This is a genomic window from Amycolatopsis orientalis, from assembly GCF_000943515.2.
Classification (GTDB): Bacteria; Actinomycetota; Actinomycetes; order Mycobacteriales; family Pseudonocardiaceae; genus Amycolatopsis; species Amycolatopsis orientalis.
In genome coordinates, this window is sequence record NZ_CP016174.1 from 1,749,955 (window position 1) to 1,768,891 (window position 18,937).

Here is an 18,937-nt window from a genome sequence, read left to right on the forward strand (position 1 = left end):
AGCCGAGTCTCTTTTGCCGTGATCATGACCGTGGGCCTGCTGTCGTCGGTGGTGGCCTGCAGCGATAGCGGGCAGTACCTTGGAACACCATCTTCGGAGAAGTCGATGCCCAGTCAGGATCAGTACGCCGAGCTCTCCCGTAGGCCGTCGATCGAAGAGGCGGTCGCGCACTACGACAAGCTCCGTCAGGCCCTGCAAGCGAGACTGTCCACGGAACTCGGGGTGACGGGCTGGGTGGACAAGCAGGATGGGCGCCAGTCGGGGTGTGCGAACGAGTTCCCCGGGGTGGATAGCCGGGACGCTGTCCGCATGTTCTTGAGCTTCCTCATCGCGCCGAAACCGGTCACGGGCGAGCAGTGGCAGGCCGCGACGCGGATCGTGACCGAGGTCGGCGCGGCACATGGGTTCGACAAGCCGGGACTGCAGGTGAACAAGCCGCCGGCGTTCGAGTTCGAATTGAAAGACCAGTACCTGGCTAGCGTGACACTGTCGACGGACAAGACCACGGTGATCTCGATCGAGACCGGTTGCCATTTGACGACCGCGGCCAAGCAACACGCCGGCGGGGCGCCTGCTTCGAAAAGCACTCGAGGGTGAGTGCGCTGGATACTCCGGAATCATCGGCGCGTCGCGGGCTGACGGCGGTGGTGTGCGTGGTGTTGGTGCTCGTGAGTGGACTGGTGGCGTTCACACTCGGTGTGGGCGGGGCGATGAGCAGTGATTCGTGTCGGCCGGGTGACAAATCGTTCTTGTGCACCAGCACTGGTCAGAATGTCGCGTTCTGGCTTCCGCTGGCCGGCTGGATCGCCTCGATTGTCCTTGCCGGGTTGTGTGTTACGCGTTTCGACCGGCGTCGTAGGTCCCCGTGGCTTGGGATCGCTGTGGGCGCGGCGGTGTTCTCGGTCATCGTGGTGATCGACTGGCTGCTCATCTCTGGGTGAGCGCGTCGTTCACAGCGCTCACGTCAATGCTCGTCGAGCCGGAGTTCCATACAGGCCAAACCGTTTCCGCCGATCAGGAGCTGAGGAGCCTTGCGCCGCGAGACGCCGTGCAGGGTGAAGACGTCGCTGTCGAGCAGGAGCGGGTGGCCGATCGATCGCGCGGACACGGGATCCCAGGCCTGGACGACGCCGTCGTGACCGGCACTGATCACCGCCGGTCGGCCGTCCGGCAGCCGGACGGCGGTGAGCGCCCCCACCGGACCGCTGTGCGCGGAGATCGGTGTCCCGATGACCCGGACCGTGGCGATGTCCACCGCCCGTAGCATCCCGTCCTTTCCGCCGACCACCGCCACACTCCGGCCGTCGGGCCAGGTCAGGGCGACGCCCGCGGAGATCGAGCAGCCGAGGTTGACGTCGCCGAGACGGCGGCGCGTGACGAGGTCCCAGACGCAGACGGTGCCGTCGTCGCCGCTCGCGAGGGCTGCCGCCCGGCCGTCGGGAAGCACCGTGGCGAGCGTCATCTGGATGCCGAAGTAGCCGTTCCAGGGATGCTCCTCGCTCCCGATCTCGTAGTTCACCATGCCGTCGGACCCCGGTGAGGATTCGATTCGCCGGGCACCCGCGAAGGGACCGCGGGAGACTCGGCCGAGTGAGGCGCCGGAGGCCGGGTCCCACAGATGGACACCGCTGCCGAAGCTGCCGGAGCTGATCACCACGGCCCGCCCGCCGGGCAGCACTGCGGTGGTCATGGCCGTGACCCCCAGGCCATGGCCGGTCCAGATCTCCGACACCGGATCCCCGGTGGCGAGATCCCACACGCGGATCAGCGAATCCCATCCGGAGGAACTGACCACCACGACCCGGCCGTCGGAAAGGGTCAGGATTTCGACGATGTTGACGCGCCTGCCCTCCTCGAGCGTCCGCACTTCCGAGCCGCTGCGCAGATCGACGACGCGCAAGGTTTCGCCGAGATTGTGCACGGTGATCTCCCGGCCGTTGGGCAGCCTCCCCGTGGCGAACGCACGAACCCTCTCGGCCTCGCCCCGGGCCGAGGTCGCGTCGGCGGTCAGGTGCCAGAGCCGGACAGCGGCGTCATGGCTTCCCGTCACCGCGGCGACGCTTCGGTCGGGGAGCACGATCGTCGCGAGCGAGTGCAGCATCAGCACGCCGCTGCCGATGGCGTCGAAGGCGAGCCGCTCCTCGCCGAGTGCCGCGATCCACAGCCGCCCGGCGAGGACGACGAGGCTCTTGCCCCTGCCTCCTGGCATGTCGACCAGCGCCATCGCCTCGACGGTGTGCTTCTCCGGGATCGCCCAGGTCAGGATTTCGTCACCGGAGACGAGGTCGTGGAACCACAGCTCGCCGCCGGTGCCGCCCACCACCGCCACCGGCTTCCCGTCGGGGGACACACCGGCGGTGAGGGCGGACGCGGTGCCGCGGATGTTCTTGAGTAACGAGGGGTCACGCATGACGTTTTCCCGATCGCCCGTCACCCGGTTCCACACGTGAACGGAATCTCCGGTGACGAGGTCCCAGACACGGACGGCACCGCCAGGCGCCACCGCCAGCGCGAGCACCCTGCCGTCCGGGAGCACCGTGACGGTCAGGGAGGAACCCCGGTATCCGCTCACCTTGGCGGGAGAGGGCATCGGTTCGCCGGTCACCACATCCCGGATGTGGACGGCGTTCGCCTTGTCGTCCGAGATCACGGCGACCACCTGCCCGTCCGGGAGGCGTAATGCGGCAAGGGATGTCACAGCGCCTTCGTAGGCGCAGGGTTTCCCGATCGGCGTGCCCGCGGCGAGATCCCAGACCCGGCTCGTCCCGTCGGTGCTCCCGGTGACGGCCACCGTCCGGCCGTCATCGAGGGTGATGGTGGCGATCGCGCCGATCGCGCCGGTGTGGCCGAGGAGCGGATCTCCGATCTGCTCCCGCGCGACCGGATCCCAGCGACCGACGGCGCCGTCATCCCCGCCGACCAGCACGATCTGTCTCCCGTCGGCGAAGGTCGCGACAGCCAGCGCCCGGACCGGACCGGAGCATCGGGTGATGATTTCCGCCTGCTCACATGTCCATCTCAGCCACCGCGGTTCCCAGCCCGGACCGCGCCGGACGGCCCTCGCGGTGTGATATCCCTCGGCGGCGAGGCGGAAGCGCAACGCGTCCGCGTTGATCGGCGCGGAGTCCAATGAGGACAGTTGGGGAGTGCTGCGCCAGTGCCTGAGGAGCGGGCTTTCCGGCTTCGGGCCTCGTGCCGTCACCGAACTCAACCGTGCCACGTCGACGTAGGGCAGGAAATCCTCGGTGAGGATCGTGCCGTCGAGCACGCCACCGCCGGCGGCGTGCTCGACGAGGTGCCGCCTGACGTAGGGCGGAGGGCTTCCCTGCGTCCTCAAATCGTCGAGCGCGCGGGTGATCCTGGCCTCGACGGCGGGCCGGGAGTCGGCTTCGAGCGGCGGCTGGTCGAGCAGTTCGTGCCAGTCGTCCCGCAAGGTGTCACGGAGCAGGTCGTGGAAGAGCCGGTAGACGGTCGCGTCGTCTTGCCGGTCGGTGACCAGGTACGCGCCGAGGCGGGAATCGAGCAGCCAGGAGATGTCGGTGTCGCCGAATTCGTAGTCGCTGTCGCCGACCGCGTTCGCCACGCGGGGCCAGATCTTCCGCCACGGCAGTCCGGCACCGCGGGCGAACGCGATCGCCCGGAGGAGCACGATCGCCCGGTGCCGGTCGGCCGGGACGGCGAAGGTGCCGTGGAGATCGGCCTTGAAGACGCCGGTGACGCCCTGCTGAAGGGCCTCGCGCCACGACGTCCCGAGCATGCCGTGGGCGAGTGACGTCGCGGCGAGGCGGGCGAACAGGAACGACCGTCCCGCCCGGCCGCCGACAGCGGCCGCCAGCTCGGCGGTCCGGGTGCCGTCGTCGCCGAGGTATCGCGAACCAGCGGTGTTCCGGAGGATCCCGGCGACGTAGGCGATGACGTCGGAGGGGTCCCACCACGGCGCCTCGTCGACCCGGATCCGGTTCGACGCGAACAGGGTCTCGGCGAGGTCGGCGAGCGGAGGCGTGGCGTACCGCACCTGATCCACCCGTCGTTCTCCGCCCGGTGAGCGCAGACCGAGGAGCAACCGGACGCGGGGTTCCCGTGGATTCGGCTCGAGCCGGGCGATGATCGTGGTGAGCAGGCTACGCGGCGCGGCGGCTTCGTCGACGGCGTCCACGACCACGGTCACCCGCCGGTCGCTCGTCCGTAACCGGGCCTGCCACGAGGCGAGACGTTCGTCGAGGCTGGCACCCGGGTGCTCGCTGTCGCGGTGCGCCGGCTCGAAGGCGCGCAGGATGTGGTCGAGGACTTCGGTGTCGAGCTTTCCGGTCGCGACGACGGCGACGTCGACAGCGCCCGACGGCGGCATCAGGTCGTCCTGGACGACGGCGAGTTCCGCGGCGTGTGCCCGCCGGAACTCCGGATCGCTCAGGGTCACCAGACGGGCCAGCGCCGCGGACTTCCCGCTGCCGGCCGCTCCGGTGATCACCGTCGTGCCGGGCTCGCCGGTGGCTGCCGCGATCAGCGCCCGCATCAGTTCGGCGCGGCCGGTGAACAGCCAGCCGGCTTCGTCGTCCGTGGCCACGCCTCGTGCCTTGGGTCCCCAGTGGGTGCGCAGATCCTGCCGGGAGAGCGCGAGGTCGTGCCGGGCCGGGGAGACTTCGACCACGGCGTCCGGGCGGTAGTGCGGGTTGGGCAGACAGACGTGCGGCGATCGGCGGGACAGCCCCGTGACCGCCTCGGCTATCTGGCTGCGGCCGAGGTGTTCCCGTAGTCCGTCGAGAAGGTCTTCCACCGACAGATGGGGTGCGTGGCCGAACTGCGCTCCCTCCCGGGAGGCGAGTTTGTCGAGGAACGCGGTGATCGCCCGGCTCAGCACTCCGGTGCCTGCCTGTTGGGTCTCCGCGGCACTGGCCAGGATCACCCACGACTCGGGAGCTTTTTGGTCGAGTTTGGCCAGTTCGCCGATGATCATGCCCGCGTAGCAGGTGTCGACGATGACCACGAGGTGCGTGACATCCGTGCAGGCGAGCCATTTGAAGAGGTCGAACGAGGCGAGAGCGGTCGCGCCCCGCCGATTCGACTCGGTCTCCTTCAGGATCAGATGGTGCGCCTTGTTGACCGCCTCGGCGTGCCCGGTCACGAAGACGACCGCGGCGTCGGCGTCCCGCCAGCGGTCTTCCGGGGGAGGGTTTTCCAGTGCGGCTTGGATGTCCCGTTTCGCCGGACTGTCGGCCAGTTCGGGAAAACGGTGCTCGAATCGGCGTCCGCCGAGATGGTCCGCGCACAGCCAGGCGCGCAGGGCCGCGACCTCCTCGCCGACCGGCAGGGGTAGCCAGTTCGGGTCGTCGTACTCCGCCGTCGCGATGGCCACGAAATGCCTGCGGAGAATGCTGTCGCCGGTCATTTGCCGGCCACCCGCAAGAGCGCGGCGCCGGTCTGACGGCGGCTGAGATACCGCTCCGCGGAATGGGCCTTCGCCCCGTTGTCCACGACGATCTCGTCGGTTTCGCCGATCTGTGGCCACCAGGCGCGCAGCTCCCCGCCACAGGCGACCGGATCATGAGGATCGCGGATGTTGACCCAGGCCGGGACGGGCAGGGGCTCGACCCGCAGGTTGTCCCGCACCATCCGCAACGCCAGGGGCGAACCGGCGGTGATCAGCATTTCGACCCCGAGTCCCGGATTTCGGCGCAGGAGTTCGTAGGCGACCACGGAACCGAGCGAATGGCCGATCACGACCCTGCAGTCCGCCGGGATCATCTCCCGCACCCGGTCGTCGACGGCTTCACGGACGGACGGCTGGCGCAGATACCGGCGTACCTGCCGGAGTTCCTTGATGGACAGCACCGCGGCGGCCGCCCCGTACCGGCGGTCGATCGCCGCGAGCAGTGCCTGCAGCGGTCGTGGGAAGCGACCGAATCCCTTCGGCACCTCGGCGGCGGCAGCGGCGATCTCGGCCGGGGTGACCAGCTCGGCGAGGGCCTCGGCGAGGTCGGCCCATTCTTCGGTGCTGAGGTCGAGGTCCTCGACGGAATCGGGAACTCCGGATTTGGTGACGACGGAATCCGTGGCACCATTCCGCGCCGGAAGAAAAAGATCTCCGTAAAAGGCGATATCGAGGTCGGAAAACATCGGCCGTCGGCCGGCCGCCCGCTCCAGTCCGTCGCCCAGTGCCGGACCCCAGGCGGCGAGAAGTTGCTGTCTCCCAAGCCATTGCTGGCCGATCCCGTGCACTCCGACTATCGATGCCATTGGTGCCCTTCCGGTAACGAGGGCGTCGAGCCTAAGGCACGCGTCGAATTCCCCCATAGCCGCCACCCCGGGCGACTAACGCCTGCCGGATTCAGATTCGGACATCGTGCCGGGAGGACGCGTCGAGTTTGCGGAGAACGTTGGCGACGTGGTCCTCGACGGTACGTCGTGAGATGAACAGGGCTTGAGCGATCTCCCGGTTGGTGTGGCCGTTGGCCAGCAGGCGTGCGACATCGTGTTCGCGTGGCGACAGCTGCGTTCCGTAGCTGCGGCGGCCACGGACGGAGGGGATGACGGTGCCGGTGCTGCGGATGTGGTGACGGCAGCGGGCGGCGTCGACGGTGGCGCCCAGCGCGTCGAACGTGACGGCCAGCTCGCGGAACACCGCGGGATCGGCGCCGGAGACGCGAGCGGCCCGGTCGGCACACTGCGTGGCGCGGTAGCGCTGCCCGAGTTCGTCGTAGCGCAGCCGCGCGTCACGGTAGTGCTGTTCCGCTTCGTCGTGATTTCCCGTCGAGGCGGCCAGCTGTGCCCTGCACACCGTGAGCGCCGTCCGCGCCGAGGGCGCGTCGATGCCGTCCAGCCCTTCCTCGGCCTCCGCGACCAGCTGTCGCGCGGCGTCGGGCTCGTCGTCGGCGAGGTGACATGCGACAGCCTGGGGGACGATCTCGGCCGCCCACGCCCAGGAGCCCTTCGCGCGCAACAGGGTGAGTCCGCGCTCCGCGTGGCCGCGAGCCGTGGCGTCGTCCCGGCTGAGCAGCATGGCGGCCATCCCGCCCGCCGCGGCCACCGCCACCGGGAGCACCGCCGTCGGGTGGGTGCCGAGGGCGGCGTGGAATCCGTGTTCGGCGGTCAGCCAGTCACCGCGGGCGGCGGCCAGCCAGCCGATGACCAGGTTCAGTTCGTTCGCGATATGCGGCAGAGGGGAATAGACACCGATCAGCGCCTGTGCCCGCTCGGCCAGGCCGGACCACTCGCCAGCCAGCCAATCCAGCCGGGCTTCGGTGGCTTCGGCCGTCGCCACCACGTAATCGGCGCCCACCCGTGAGGCCAGTGCCAGCCCGGTGTGCAGGAACGTCCGCCCCTGCCGGTCCCGGCCGATCCACGAGCACGCGTCGGCCAGGTTGGTGTGGGCCCTGGCGAGATGCCTGAGCTCAGCGGGGTCGGCGACGTCGTCGGGCGCGGGCAGCAGGGTGATCCGGTCCCAGCTGTCCGGGTCCCCGACGATGAGCCGCCCACCGAGCACGGTGGCCAGCACCGCCGTGCGCGCGGTGCGCCGCGGTAGATGAGCGAGCAGGTCCTCCACCCGCGGAAGCCAGGCTCGGTGGTCGGCCACGGTGGAGATGTCGAGGTAGGGCACGGAAAGCAGGGCCATCCCGGACGCGACCCGCTCGGGCTGGTCGCCGAGAAGCTCTATCGCCTCGGCGATTTCGGCGCATCCACGGTCCAATCGGGACTCGCGCACCAGCAGGATGCCCAAGCACAGCCGCACTTCGCCGCGCACGGCGGCGACCAGCCTGGGGTCTGATCGCAGTGCCTCGATGCGCATGATCACCCCGGCGTCGGGCAGTCCCGCCAGCGCGTACCCGCAGAGTTTCGTGGCCAGCCGGTTCAAGTCCTCGGCGGGCACCTCGCGGTCGGAGACCACTGGGGAGAGCATGTCCACCGCGACGGACATGTCGTTCGCCTCGGCAGCGGCGTCCGCGGCGCTTTCGCTGTATCGCAACCACTCTTCCCGCATGCCCGCCTCGGCACAGTGCCGGGCGAGCCGCGCGACCGGCCATCCGGCGACGTCGGCCAGCACCCGAACCGCGGCGCGGTGCAGCTCCTGTCGGCGCGGTCCCGGCAAAGCCGCGTACACCGCCCGCCGCGCCATGTCGTGCCGGAGGCCGTACCGGTTCGGCGGGCCTTCCGTCAGCACACCGGAACGCACCAAACCCACCACCGGGTGTACTCCGGAAGACCCCGCGACCGCGGTGAGGACCTCCGCCGGTGCCGCGTCGCCCAGCACGGCCGCCGCCTCGGCGACCGCGCGCTCCGGTTCGATCAGCCGGTGCAGTCGTTCGAGTATCGACTCCTTCACCAGGACGGGCACATCGACGGTGGCCAGGCCCCGGCCCGCCACCGCCCCCTCGATCCGGGTGTCCACGAGCCGGTCACGCAGTGCACGGGCCGTTTCCGCGACCACGAAAGGAATTCCGCCGGTCTCGTGCAGCACCGCGGTCGCGAACGACTCCGAAACGCCGCCGCCGGTCACGACTTCGACCAGCCTCCGGACCTCCGGTTCCTCGAAGGGGCGGAGACCCAGATGCGCGGTGGCGACCTCGGACGGCGGGTGCACGACCGGCCCCAGCGGGGCATCACCGGGAAGTTCCTCACGCCGGTAGGTCAGGACCAGCGACAGTCCGGGCGGTGGATCCGCGAGCAGGAATCTCAGCACCTGACGGGTGTCTTCGTCGGCCCAGTGCACGTCTTCGACCACGAGCACGGCCTGCCCGAGCGTGCGCACCAGGGCGCAGACCGCACGGAACATCCGATGGCGCTCGGCCTCCGGCCGGTCCAGCGGCGGCGGTTCCGGCGGCAGGAGATCGGCGAGTTCCGGCAGGTGCCCGCGCAGTGCGCCGGTCACCGGATCGGGATGGGCCACCCTGTCCCCGGCTCGTCCGAGACAGTCGAGCAACGGACCATAGGGGAAAGGTTCTTCCAGCGGCTGACAGGTACCGACGGCCAGCCACAGATTCCGGCCGCGGACCGTCGTCGCGAGCGCACCGATCAAAGTGGTCTTCCCGGCCCCCGCCTCACCTTCCAGGAACGCCACCGCGGGCGGACACGTGACGAGGTCGGACAAGGCGTCCAGTTCCGCGCTCCGGCCGACCATCGGGACGGATCGTCCGCGCGTCGACGGAGACACACCCATCGCCACCTCCGCACTGGTCACGCCGGTTCCAGGAGGCCGCAACGATACGTCGGACCGTCTCCAGCACGTAACCCTGATCACGGTAATGCCGTACCCCTCCGGGGTCTCACCACGATTGTTTCCCCTCCGCCCGCGCCGAATGGTGAAGCGGTGCGCCAGGCGCACACGGGAGATGGAGGAGAGATGCAAAAGGCCCGAATGACGTTACGTCTGTTCGGCATCGCGGCCGCACTGGTGGCGGTGAGTCCCGCCGCGTCGGCCGCGACGCCCGAAGGCGACATCGTGCAAGCCCGGCAGCCTCTCGCCGGTCGCTACATCGTGGTCCTCCGGGACGGCGCGCAGGCGGCCGCGCAGGGTGGGGCCGCGTCGTTGACCCAGCGCTACGGCGGTGCGGTGGTCGACACCTATGCGTTGACCCTGAACGGTTTCTCGGTCCGGGACCTGAGCGAGCGGCAGGCAAGGCGCCTGGCCGCCGACCCGGCGGTGAAGGCGGTGCACCAGGACGGTGTCGCCCGTGCCGCCGGAGAGCAGCCGAACCCGCCCTCGTGGGGGCTGGATCAGATCGACCAGCGCACGAAGACCTTGGACAAGAAGTACGTCTACCCCAACGCCGGTGAGGGCGTCACCGCCTATGTCGTCGACTCCGGCGTGGGCATCCGGCACACCGAATTCGAGGGCCGGGCCACGCACGGCCACGATTTCATCGACAACGACGGCGACGCGACCGACTGCTTCTGGCACGGCTCCCACGTGGCGGGCACCATCGCGGGCAAAACCGTCGGCGTCGCCAAGAAGGCCAAGGTGGTCGCGGTCCGCTCGCTGGGTTGCGGCGGTTCCGGACCGGACTCGGCCACCGTCAGCGGACTGGAATGGGTGGCGGCCAACGGGAGCAAACCGGCCGTGGTCAACCTGAGCCTGGTCATGGACACCGTCGGAGTCGGCGATGCTCAAGTGAAAGCATTGGTGGACAAGGGTTTTGTGGTCGCTGTCGCCGCGGGCAACAACGGCCAGGACGCCTGCACGGCCAGCCCCGGCCGAACCCCCGAAGCGCTGACCGTCGGCTGGATCAACCAGGGCGGCGGCCGGAGCGGGAACTACGGGAAATGCGTCGACCTGTTCGCCCCGGGCGGCAACATCTATTCCTCCGACCACACCGGTGGCTACCGTACCGGCAGCGGTACCTCGATGGCCTCGCCACACGGCGCGGGGGCGGCGGCGCTGTACCTCGCCGCGAATCCGGGCGCGACCCCGCAGCAAGTACGCGACGCCCTCGTCCGCAACGCCTCACCGGGACTGGTGACCGATCCCGGCGCGGGCTCGCCGGACGCGGTGCTCTACACCGGGTTCATCGGAGGAGGCACGCCGCCCGAATGCGGTGTCGTGTCCAACGACGAGGACGTGTCCATCCCCGACGCCGGGGCCACCGTGGGCAACACCGTGACCCAGAGCAGCTGTGACGGCAAGGCTTCGGCGGCTTTGGCCGTCCGGGTGGACATCGACCACACCTACTCCGCGGACCTGGCGATCGACCTGGTCGGACCGAGCGGGGCCACGCGGCCTCTCAAACGAGCGGGCGGGATCGGCGACAGCGGCGGTGTGCACCAGACCTTCACCGTGGACGCCTCCGGCGAGAACGCCAACGGCACCTGGAAGCTCCAGGTCCGCGACATCCACCGATTCGACACCGGCACCCTGACCGGCTGGTCGATCACGTTCTGAACCGGAACGTCCCTGCGAACCGAGGAGCACGATGAGAACAGCACGTCTGGTCATCGCCTTCGCCATGGCACTGGCCGTGATCACCCTGCCCGCGATCGACACGGCGGACGCCGGGCCCTCCGCCATCGCCGCGACACCCACCGACCAGTTGCGGCCCCCGGACATGGGCACCCGGGTGGTCAACGGACAACGGACGACCGTGCGGGAAAACCCTTACATCATCGCGGGTCTGCGTGCGGGTGGCGGCGGCCCACAGGGCCAGTCCTGCACCGCTTCCGTCGTCGGCAAACGCAAGATCGTCACCGCGGCGCACTGCATGATCGACGTCGGCGGTGCGAAAAGCTACCTCTACGGCGACGACGACCTGAACACTCCAGGCGACGAAACCTTCCGCACACCCGTCGCCTCCTACAAAGTGCACCCCCGCTACACCGGCCCGAACTCCTGGCAGACCGGCTACGACGTCGCGGTGATCACCACCGAAACCGACCTGCCCGTCCCGGAGAGTCAGTGGGCCAAGGTGGCCGGATCGGGTGATGCCGCGCTGACCGCACCGGGGAAGTCGGGCACCGCCGTCGGCTATGGGCGGACCTCGGCCAACGGCGGATCCGGCGTCCTCTACAAGACCACGATGCCGGTCAACGACGCGAACACCTGCCAGGTGTTCAACGTGCGGGTGAACCCCGACCTCATGGTGTGCGTCGGCTACGACGACGGGCGCACCGCGACCTGCTCCGGCGACAGCGGCGGGCCCTTCATCGTGGACGGTGTGATCGTCGGCGTCGTCTCGTGGGGCTCGGGCGGATGCGACCGCTACAGCATCATGGCCCGGCTCACCAACGAGATGGGCGACTGGGCCCGCGGCGAGATCGGCGGCACGCAGCCCGGGGACGGGAAATTCGGCGTCTCCCTCAGTCCGGCGGCGGGCAAGACCGAACCCGGCAAGTACATCTCGACCTCCGTCGTGACCAAGGCGGGCGACACCGGACCCGAAAAGCTCGACCTGTCCGTCACCGGCCTGCCCGACGGCGCGACGGCCACGTTCCAGCCCGGCTCGTCCGTCACTTCCGGCGACGTCGCCAAACTCACCGTGGAAACCGCGGCGAGCACTCCGAAAGGCACGCACCGGATCACCGTCACCGCGAGAGGCGCGTCCGGCACCAAGTCGGCCGACTACACCCTGACCGTCGGCGACGGCGGCACCACGGACGGGCCCAAGCCCGCCGTCTCACCCGGCGCGGGAACGGTGAAATCCGGCTCGTTCGTCGACGCGACCGTCACCGTCACCGGGGGAACGGGCAACAGCACACTCACCGCGACCGGGCTGACGATGAACCCGATGTTCCAGCCGTCCACTGTGGCCCCGGGCGGTACTTCACGCATGTCCATCGCCGCGCCGTTCCAGCCCGGCGTCTACAAGATCACCATCACCGCCACCGACAGCACCGGTAAAACCGGGACCACCGAATACAGTCTCACCGTCCAATGAGCTGACTTGATCCGTGGAGCCCGTTACCGGCCAGCGGTAACGGGCTCCACGGCACGATGCTGGTTTCGGCCAGTGGCCGTGATCAACCGCGGTGGTCGAGCCAGTCATCGGTGTCGCGATGCCGGTTGAGCCTGACCGCGTCGAACTCGTCGTAATGATCGCCCTTGTCGACCCCGAGGCGTCGGAGCGCTTGGGAGATCGGGCTGCCGTCAGGTGAGGCCGGCTGGTTCTCAGCGAGGTGGAGCGGGCCGAGGGCACCGTGCCCGGCGTCCCACACTTGGGCGTTCTGCGAGCCTGTCCCTCCGAAGTACTCGGCCTCGATGTAGGCCACGGGACCGTCCGTCGAACAAGCGGCCAGCTTGCGGTCGAACCCTGCGGGCAGCTTCCAGAATCCGGTGGGCAGGGGTGCGTCGGTGATGGTGACCGCATCGAAGACCGCGTCGGTCACGGGGATCAGTGAAAGGTGCTGTCCGAGCGGCACGATGTGTGCGTCGTCGATATCCACGACCAGTTTGCTCAGGAGCGGATGGGTGGCGACGACAGCGTGCAGGCAGTAACCCATGTCCTCATTCTCGCTTCGCGCATGAGCCGGGTCCGACCGGTCCAGTGTGGCCGTGCCCGCGGCACCCGGCTATCATCATTCAGATGATCTGAACATCTGTCGAAAACATCTGGAGTGTGGTCCGCTGTCATGCGCGTGCTCTTCGCCAGCCTGGCGTCGCCAGGCCATACCTACCCCCTGATCCCGCTCGCGATCGCCGCCAGGGAAGCCGGGCACGAGGTGCACTTCGCCGTCGGTGAACACGTCCACGTGCCCCTGCGCAGGAACGGACTCCGGCCCTTTCGCCCGGCGGATGCGTTCTACGAGATCTACGCCGAGGATCTCGAACCGGAACTGGCGCGGCTACGGCCCGACCTCGTCGTCCACGAATGGGGCCAGCCGGGGGCGGCCATCGCCGCGCAGCGCGCCGGGATTCCCGGTCTCTGGCACGGCTTCGGCCGCATGTTCCCCGAGGGAATCGGACTCCAGCGCCCGGCGGTTCCCGCCCGGCCACATCTCGACATCTGCCCACAGTCCTTACAGGACAAGGAGTTCCTCGCGACGGCCGAGCGCATCGCACTGCGCCCCATCGCCTATTCCGAACCGGCGCCGCTCCCGTGGCGTTCCGGACGCACTTCGCGACCGTTGATCTACCTGACGCTCGGCACCGCGTTCGGCACGCCGGAACTGCTCACCACGGCCATCCATGGCTTGGCCGCGCTCGACGCGCACGTCGTGCTCGCCTCCGGCCGGATCCACCCGGAACAACTCGGCCCGGTGCCGGACAACGTCACGGTGCGAGCGTGGATACCGCAGGCGGACCTGTTGCCGCACGTCGACGTGGTCGTGCAGCACGGCGGCAGCGGCACGACCCTCGGAGCGCTCGCCGTCGGCGCCCCTCAGCTCGTCCTTCCTCAAGGAGCCGACCAGTTCGCCAACGCCGAGGCCCTCAGTGCCGCGGGTGCCGCGCTACGCCTCTTGCCCACCGAAATCACCGCGGACGCCATCGCCGACCAAGCCCAGAAGTTACTGCCACACTACGGAAACACCGCCCACCGCGACGCGGCCCGCGCGATCGCCGAGGAGATCGCCCGGATGCCATCCCCCGCCGAGGTCGCCCGCGACCTGCCGAGCTGGGCCGAACACGGAAACTGATCTCACGCCGGGGTCCTGGCGGCCGCCCGGTTCAGCGCGGCGGATACGGTCCTCGGCATGACTCTGCGAGCCGCGGCGGTGCGGCGGAAACCGGTCGCCGATCTCATCGCCGACAGTGATCACGGCACGCTGAAGCGTTCCCTCGGGCTCGGGCAGCTGACCATGCTCAGCATCGGCGCGACGCTGGGCAGCGGGATCTTCGTCGTGCTCGGCGAGGCGGTACCCGTGGCGGGGCCCGCGGTCGTGCTGTCGTTCGTGCTCGCCGGGATCACCGCGCTCTTCTCCGCGCTCTCCTACGCCGAACTCGCCGGCATGATCCCGGTGTCCGGGTCGTCCTACTCCTACGCTTACGCCACGCTCGGCGAACTGGTCGCCTGGGTCTGTGGCTGGTGCCTGGTGCTCGAGTACGGCGTCTCGGTGGCGTCGGTGGCCGTCGGCTGGGGGCAGTACCTCAACGAGTTGCTGCGGCTGGCGTTCGGTTTCGCCATTCCCGACGCGTTCAGCCAGCCACCGGGCTCGGGCGGGATCGTCAACGTCCCGGCCATCGTCGTCGTCCTGCTCGCCATGGTCCTGTTGCTGTCCGGCGCGAAGGAGAGCGCGCGGGCCAACGCGATCATGGTCGTGATCAAGATCGGCACGCTGGTGCTGTTCTGCGCGATCGCGTTCTCCGCGGTGCGGGCGGCGAACTTCGCCCCGTTCCTGCCGCTCGGCCTGGCCGGGCTGAGCGCCGGCGCCGCGAAACTGTTCTTCTCCTACATCGGTTTCGACGCGGCCTCCACCGCGGGCGAAGAGGCGAAGAACCCGCAACGGGATCTGCCGAGGGCGATCCTGCTCTCGCTCGCGATCGTCACCGTGCTGTACTGCCTGGTCGCCGTGGCGGCCGTGGGCGCGCTGCCGTGGCAGGAGTTCGACGGCCAAGAGGCCGCGCTGTCGCATGTGCTCGGTGCCGTGTCCGACAACCCGCTGTGGGCCGGACTGCTGGCCGTCGGCGCCATCGTGGCGATCTCCAGTGTCGTGCTGACCGTCCTCTACGGACAGACGCGCATCCTGTACTCGATGTCCCGGGACGGCCTCGTCCCCGCTTCACTGTCCAAAGTGGATCCCAAGACCGGGACTCCCCGGGTCAACACCCTGGTGGTCTCCGGCTTCGTCGCGGCGCTGGCCGCGTTCATCCCGCTCGGGAAACTGGCCGACGCCACCAGCATCGGCACGCTGTTCGCCTTCGGGTTGGTCAACGTCGCCGTCCTGCTGCTGCGAAGGCGGCAGCCCGAGGCTCCGCGCTCGTTCCGCGTGCCTTTCTCTCCCGTCACGCCGATCCTCGGGGTGCTGTGCTGCGGTTACATGATGCTCAGCCTCGATGGCGCGACCTGGATCGTGTTCGGTGGCTGGATGGCGCTCGGCCTGCTCATCTACTTCGGTTACAGCATGCGCCGGTCCCGGCTCGCTGGGGACGGTGAGAAGGCCATCGCCGATTGACCCGCCGTCGAATACGACCCACGGCCGATGTGCACCGAACGCGCCCCCGCGGGGCGTCGTCACGCCTAGGATCGCCATGGCGTGGACCGGGCGCTCGATCCCGGCGGAGAGTCCTGAAAGGCAAGGCATGCCAGACGTGATGTACACGACCATCGAAGCGATTCCGCGGGTGTTGCTGCTCGTGGTGGGGATCCTCGGCCTGATCTTCTCGATCAGAGGACGCGCCAAGGGAGTCTCCGGCCTGATGGTGGGCGCTTTCGTCGTCATGCTCGTCGCCACGGTGGCAAGCATCATCTGGCAGTTCGTGGCGTTGAACCTGCCGTCCTGGGCCGCGTCCGAGCGGCTCACCGCCGACGAAATCCGCTTGATCTTCCTGGGTGTCGGCGTCCCACTGGACGCCGCCGCGCTGCTCTCCTGGCTCCTGGTCGCGATCGCGGTCCTCAAGAGTGGCCGTCAGTCTCGGCAACCCGGCGTCGCGCCGTACCCGGGGCCGGTCAACTATCCGATGGCCGCACAGCAGGGTTTCCCGAACCCCCAACCCGGCAACACCCAGCCTGGTCACCCGTCGGCTCAGCCGCCGTCGAACTAGATCGAAGCACGAAGCGCAGCCGCCGACTAATCGCGCGCCGGCTCGGGTCGGCCGCACTCGCGATCGACGCGATGATGCGGCCTGATCCCCACGGTCCTGCTTGAAGCCGCCTCGCCGCGGGCCGAAGCGACCGGATCAGACCACAATGGACAATAAGGAAGTGGAGGGAATGCGTCCACATAGCACAAAACCCCACGTCATCGAATCCGAAAACGTGGGGCTTGAGTGTGCGCCATCAGGGACTCGAACCCCGAACCCGCTGGTTAAGAGCCAGCTGCTCTGCCAATTGAGCTAATGGCGCTTGCTTGTTCCCGCCGCTTTGGTGTTCCCCTCGGCGACGTGGAAAACATTAACACAGGGTTGCTGGGGCCCGTTTCAGGGGGGTCCCCTTCGGCCGCCGTGGGCGTCGCGGGGACGGATTCGGCCATCCGGCCGCAGGCGTTGCGGCCGGTCAGGCAGACTATAGCCAGACGTTGGGGTTGGTACCACGCGAAACGGGCGGTGTGCATGAGGGTCTGGGGAGCGACGGGGCGGTCGCGGGTGGCTGTGGTGGCTGTGGTGGCCGGGTTCACACTCGCCGCGTGCAGTAGTACACCGTCGAGTGAATCGCCGTCGCCGGGTGGCGCTCCCGGGGGTTCGCAGCAGAGCAGTGCGGCCGCTCCGGCCCCGAAGCCCGCCGTGATGACGCTGACCCCGGCGCAGGGCGCGGCGGACGTGGCGCCCGGTGAGCCGGTCACGGTCGCCGTCGCCGACGGCAAGGTGGGCGAGGTCAAACTCGCCGGTGCCGACGGCAAGGTCGTCGCGGGCAAGCCGAAGGAAGACGGTTCGGGCTGGGAGTCGGCGGAGCCGCTCGGCTACGGCAAGACCTATACCGTCACCGCGGCCGCGACCGGGACCGACGGCAAACCGGTCACCGCGACCTCGACGTTCTCCACGGCCAAGCCGGGTCGCCAGATCGGTGTCTCGATCAACCTGGTCGAAGGCGAGACGGTCGGTGTCGGCCTGCCGTTGATCTTCACCTTCACCGCCAATGTGCCGGACAAGGCGGCGACCGAGAAGGCGCTGAAGATCGTCACCGAACCGCAGACCGAGGGCGCGTTCCACTGGTTCGGCGAGAAGACCGTGATGTGGCGGCCCAAGGAGTACTTCAAGCCGGGCACCAAGATCTCGGTCAACGCGGCGATCTACGGCAAGAACCTCGGCAACAACACCTTCGGCCGTGAGGACAAGCCCGCCAAGGTGGTCGTCGGCGACAAACTGGTCGCGACCGCCGACGGTGGCACGCACCAGATGAAGGTCGTGGTGAACGACCAAGAGGTCAAGCAGATGCCGATCTCGATGGGCAAGCCGTCGAGCAGCACCCCGGCCGGGACCTACACCGTGATGAGCGAGCACACCGGCTACACGATGGACTCGAGCACCTACGGCGTCCCGACGGACAGCAAGGCGGGCTACCGGACCTTCGTGAAGTACGCGGTGCGGATGTCGAACAGCGGCATCTTCTACCACTCGGCGCCGTGGTCGGTCGGTTCGCAGGGCAAGCGGAACGTGAGCCACGGCTGCATCAACCTGTCGACCGAGAACGCGAAGTGGCTGATGGACATCTCGAAGAAGGGCGACATCATCACGGTCGCCAACTCGGGTCCGCAGGTGCTGGAGCCGACCGACGGCTGGTCGGTGTGGCAGATGTCGTGGGACGACTGGAAGACCGGCGGCGACCGGAACTGACCTGGTGTCATGGGGGGTCCCCATAGGACGAATTTCGTCCTATGGGGACCCCTCATGACGTTCGGGGACGACGCACTCCCGCCCCTGGGCTACTGACGGCACCGATGTGATGGGGGTCCGGGGGCGCAGCCCTCCGGCGGGGGCTTGGGGGCTCGGCCCCCAAAAAAAGGCGAAACCCCAGCCTGTTGGGAGGGGCTCGCAAGAGCCCCGAACAGACTGGGGTGATGGGGTGAGCGACGGGTTTCGAACCCGCGACCTCCTGGACCACAACCAGGTGCTCTACCAGCTGAGCTACGCCCACCATCGCCGGGCTCGGGAAGCTTCCCCATCACCTCGGCCGCACTATATTAGCGTGCCCGTTTCCGGGGCCCGCAACGGGTTGCGGTTAGTGGCGTTCCTGCACTTCAGCGGCCGCGGCCTTGGCCTGTTCGGTGGTCGGGCCGGGCTGCGGGACGAAGGCGACGCGGCGGTAGTAGTCGAGCTCGCCGATGGATTCCTTGATGTCGGCGAGCGCGCGGTGCGCGAGGCCCTTCTCGGGCTTGGCGTAGTAGATCCGCGGGTACCAGCGCCGGACGAGTTCCTTGATGGAGGACACGTCGACCATGCGGTAGTGCAGGTGGCCGTCGAGGGAGGGCATGTCGCGGGTGATGAAGCCGCGGTCGGTGCCGATGGAGTTGCCGGCGAGCGGGGCGACGTTGGCCTCGGGCACGTGGGCGCGGATGTACTCGAGGACGCGCTGTTCGGCCTCTTCCAGGGTGACCGTGGAGCGCCGGACCTCTTCGGTGAGGCCGGAGCGCGCGTGCATCTCGCGGACGACCTCCGGCATGCCGTCGAGGGTTTCGTCGTCGGTGTGGATGACGATGTCGACGCCTTCGCCGAGGACGTTGAGCTCGGCGTCGGTCACCAGCGCGGCTATTTCGATCAACGCGTCCTTGCCGAGGTCGAGCCCCGTCATCTCGCAGTCGATCCAGACTAGGCGGTCGTTCACCCCGGAACCCTAACCCGACCCGGGGATTCAGGGCGCGCGACGTGCGGGTCGGGCCGCTTACTGGCAGCGTGTGCATCCTCAGGTGAGCCGTATCACAGACC

13 protein-coding genes and 2 tRNA genes are annotated in these 18,937 nt (G+C 68.8%); 8 read left to right on the plus strand and 7 right to left on the minus strand.

Annotated elements, in window-relative coordinates:
- Positions 1 to 24 precede the first annotated feature (24 nt).
- Both SD37_RS08440 and SD37_RS08445 read left to right on the plus strand, forming a co-directional pair.
- Positions 25 to 597 carry an LppA family lipoprotein gene (locus tag SD37_RS08440; protein WP_236725445.1) on the plus strand — a complete coding sequence of 191 codons (573 nt, stop codon included), beginning with the start codon at positions 25 to 27 and terminating at the stop codon, positions 595 to 597.
- On the plus strand, positions 594 to 941 hold the full coding sequence (locus SD37_RS08445; RefSeq protein ID WP_044852573.1) for a hypothetical protein: 348 nt from the start codon (positions 594 to 596) through the stop codon (positions 939 to 941). Before SD37_RS08440 ends, SD37_RS08445 begins: the two co-directional genes overlap by 4 nt.
- A gap of 23 nt (positions 942 to 964) precedes the next feature.
- On the opposite strand, the gene SD37_RS08450 is transcribed toward SD37_RS08445, so the two are convergent.
- From SD37_RS08450 to SD37_RS08460, 3 genes are all read right to left on the minus strand, one after another.
- Complete coding sequence (locus SD37_RS08450; protein WP_044852574.1) at positions 965 to 5,386, minus strand: NACHT and WD repeat domain-containing protein; 4,422 nt, start codon at positions 5,384 to 5,386, stop codon at positions 965 to 967.
- The gene (locus SD37_RS08455; protein WP_044852575.1) at positions 5,383 to 6,234 is read right to left on the minus strand and encodes a hypothetical protein; all 852 of its coding nucleotides are present in this window, start codon (positions 6,232 to 6,234) and stop codon (positions 5,383 to 5,385) included. The genes SD37_RS08450 and SD37_RS08455 overlap by 4 nt, the downstream gene beginning before the upstream one ends.
- Before the next feature lie 91 nt (positions 6,235 to 6,325).
- Positions 6,326 to 9,151: an ATP-binding protein gene (locus SD37_RS08460; RefSeq protein ID WP_065913085.1), complete on the minus strand. Its 2,826-nt coding sequence runs from the start codon at positions 9,149 to 9,151 to the stop codon at positions 6,326 to 6,328.
- Positions 9,152 to 9,349: 198 nt separating this feature from the next.
- On the opposite strand from SD37_RS08460, the gene SD37_RS08465 reads away from it, so the two are divergent.
- Both SD37_RS08465 and SD37_RS08470 read left to right on the plus strand, forming a co-directional pair.
- Positions 9,350 to 10,870: a S8 family peptidase gene (locus SD37_RS08465; RefSeq protein WP_145926555.1), complete on the plus strand. Its 1,521-nt coding sequence runs from the start codon at positions 9,350 to 9,352 to the stop codon at positions 10,868 to 10,870.
- A 31-nt stretch (positions 10,871 to 10,901) separates the two neighbouring features.
- Positions 10,902 to 12,359, plus strand: coding sequence for a trypsin-like serine protease (locus SD37_RS08470; RefSeq protein WP_044852578.1), 1,458 nt, complete (start codon positions 10,902 to 10,904; stop codon positions 12,357 to 12,359).
- An 82-nt stretch (positions 12,360 to 12,441) separates the two neighbouring features.
- On the opposite strand, the gene SD37_RS08475 is transcribed toward SD37_RS08470, so the two are convergent.
- A complete protein-coding gene (locus SD37_RS08475) occupies positions 12,442 to 12,921 on the minus strand; it encodes a hypothetical protein (RefSeq protein ID WP_044852579.1) in 480 nt (159 codons plus the stop codon).
- A 129-nt stretch (positions 12,922 to 13,050) separates the two neighbouring features.
- Between SD37_RS08475 and SD37_RS08480 the strand changes: the two genes are divergently transcribed.
- The 3 genes from SD37_RS08480 (at position 13,051) to SD37_RS08490 (ending at position 16,120) form a co-directional block, all read left to right on the plus strand.
- Positions 13,051 to 14,055: a glycosyltransferase gene (locus SD37_RS08480; protein ID WP_044852580.1), complete on the plus strand. Its 1,005-nt coding sequence runs from the start codon at positions 13,051 to 13,053 to the stop codon at positions 14,053 to 14,055.
- A 57-nt stretch (positions 14,056 to 14,112) separates the two neighbouring features.
- Positions 14,113 to 15,531 carry an amino acid permease gene (locus SD37_RS08485; protein WP_044852581.1) on the plus strand — a complete coding sequence of 473 codons (1,419 nt, stop codon included), beginning with the start codon at positions 14,113 to 14,115 and terminating at the stop codon, positions 15,529 to 15,531.
- 127 nt (positions 15,532 to 15,658) lie between these two features.
- Positions 15,659 to 16,120 carry a hypothetical protein gene (locus SD37_RS08490; protein WP_044852582.1) on the plus strand — a complete coding sequence of 154 codons (462 nt, stop codon included), beginning with the start codon at positions 15,659 to 15,661 and terminating at the stop codon, positions 16,118 to 16,120.
- A gap of 228 nt (positions 16,121 to 16,348) precedes the next feature.
- Here the strand turns inward: SD37_RS08490 and SD37_RS08495 are convergent.
- A tRNA-Lys gene (locus tag SD37_RS08495) sits at positions 16,349 to 16,421 on the minus strand.
- A gap of 206 nt (positions 16,422 to 16,627) precedes the next feature.
- On the opposite strand from SD37_RS08495, the gene SD37_RS08500 reads away from it, so the two are divergent.
- On the plus strand, positions 16,628 to 17,848 hold the full coding sequence (locus tag SD37_RS08500; protein WP_201788873.1) for a L,D-transpeptidase: 1,221 nt from the start codon (positions 16,628 to 16,630) through the stop codon (positions 17,846 to 17,848).
- A gap of 225 nt (positions 17,849 to 18,073) precedes the next feature.
- On the opposite strand, the gene SD37_RS08505 is transcribed toward SD37_RS08500, so the two are convergent.
- Both SD37_RS08505 and orn read right to left on the minus strand, forming a co-directional pair.
- Positions 18,074 to 18,149 (minus strand) — tRNA-His (locus SD37_RS08505).
- 84 nt (positions 18,150 to 18,233) lie between these two features.
- Positions 18,234 to 18,836: an oligoribonuclease gene (gene orn, locus SD37_RS08510; protein WP_083254901.1), complete on the minus strand. Its 603-nt coding sequence runs from the start codon at positions 18,834 to 18,836 to the stop codon at positions 18,234 to 18,236.
- Positions 18,837 to 18,937 lie beyond the last annotated feature (101 nt).

What these genes read in the sequence shown, in the direction of transcription:
- SD37_RS08440 (WP_236725445.1), top strand. Translation starts at nt 25, where the DNA reads ATGACCGTGGGCCTGCTGTCGTCGGTGGTGGCCTGCAGCGATAGCGGG.
- SD37_RS08450 (WP_044852574.1), bottom strand. Translation starts at nt 5,386, where the DNA reads ATGACCGGCGACAGCATTCTCCGCAGGCATTTCGTGGCCATCGCGACG.
- SD37_RS08455 (WP_044852575.1), bottom strand. Translation starts at nt 6,234, where the DNA reads ATGGCATCGATAGTCGGAGTGCACGGGATCGGCCAGCAATGGCTTGGG.
- SD37_RS08460 (WP_065913085.1), bottom strand. Translation starts at nt 9,151, where the DNA reads ATGGGTGTGTCTCCGTCGACGCGCGGACGATCCGTCCCGATGGTCGGC.
- SD37_RS08465 (WP_145926555.1), top strand. Translation starts at nt 9,350, where the DNA reads ATGACGTTACGTCTGTTCGGCATCGCGGCCGCACTGGTGGCGGTGAGT.
- SD37_RS08470 (WP_044852578.1), top strand. Translation starts at nt 10,902, where the DNA reads ATGAGAACAGCACGTCTGGTCATCGCCTTCGCCATGGCACTGGCCGTG.
- SD37_RS08475 (WP_044852579.1), bottom strand. Translation starts at nt 12,921, where the DNA reads ATGGGTTACTGCCTGCACGCTGTCGTCGCCACCCATCCGCTCCTGAGC.
- SD37_RS08480 (WP_044852580.1), top strand. Translation starts at nt 13,051, where the DNA reads ATGCGCGTGCTCTTCGCCAGCCTGGCGTCGCCAGGCCATACCTACCCC.
- SD37_RS08485 (WP_044852581.1), top strand. Translation starts at nt 14,113, where the DNA reads ATGACTCTGCGAGCCGCGGCGGTGCGGCGGAAACCGGTCGCCGATCTC.
- SD37_RS08490 (WP_044852582.1), top strand. Translation starts at nt 15,659, where the DNA reads ATGCCAGACGTGATGTACACGACCATCGAAGCGATTCCGCGGGTGTTG.
- SD37_RS08500 (WP_201788873.1), top strand. Translation starts at nt 16,628, where the DNA reads ATGAGGGTCTGGGGAGCGACGGGGCGGTCGCGGGTGGCTGTGGTGGCT.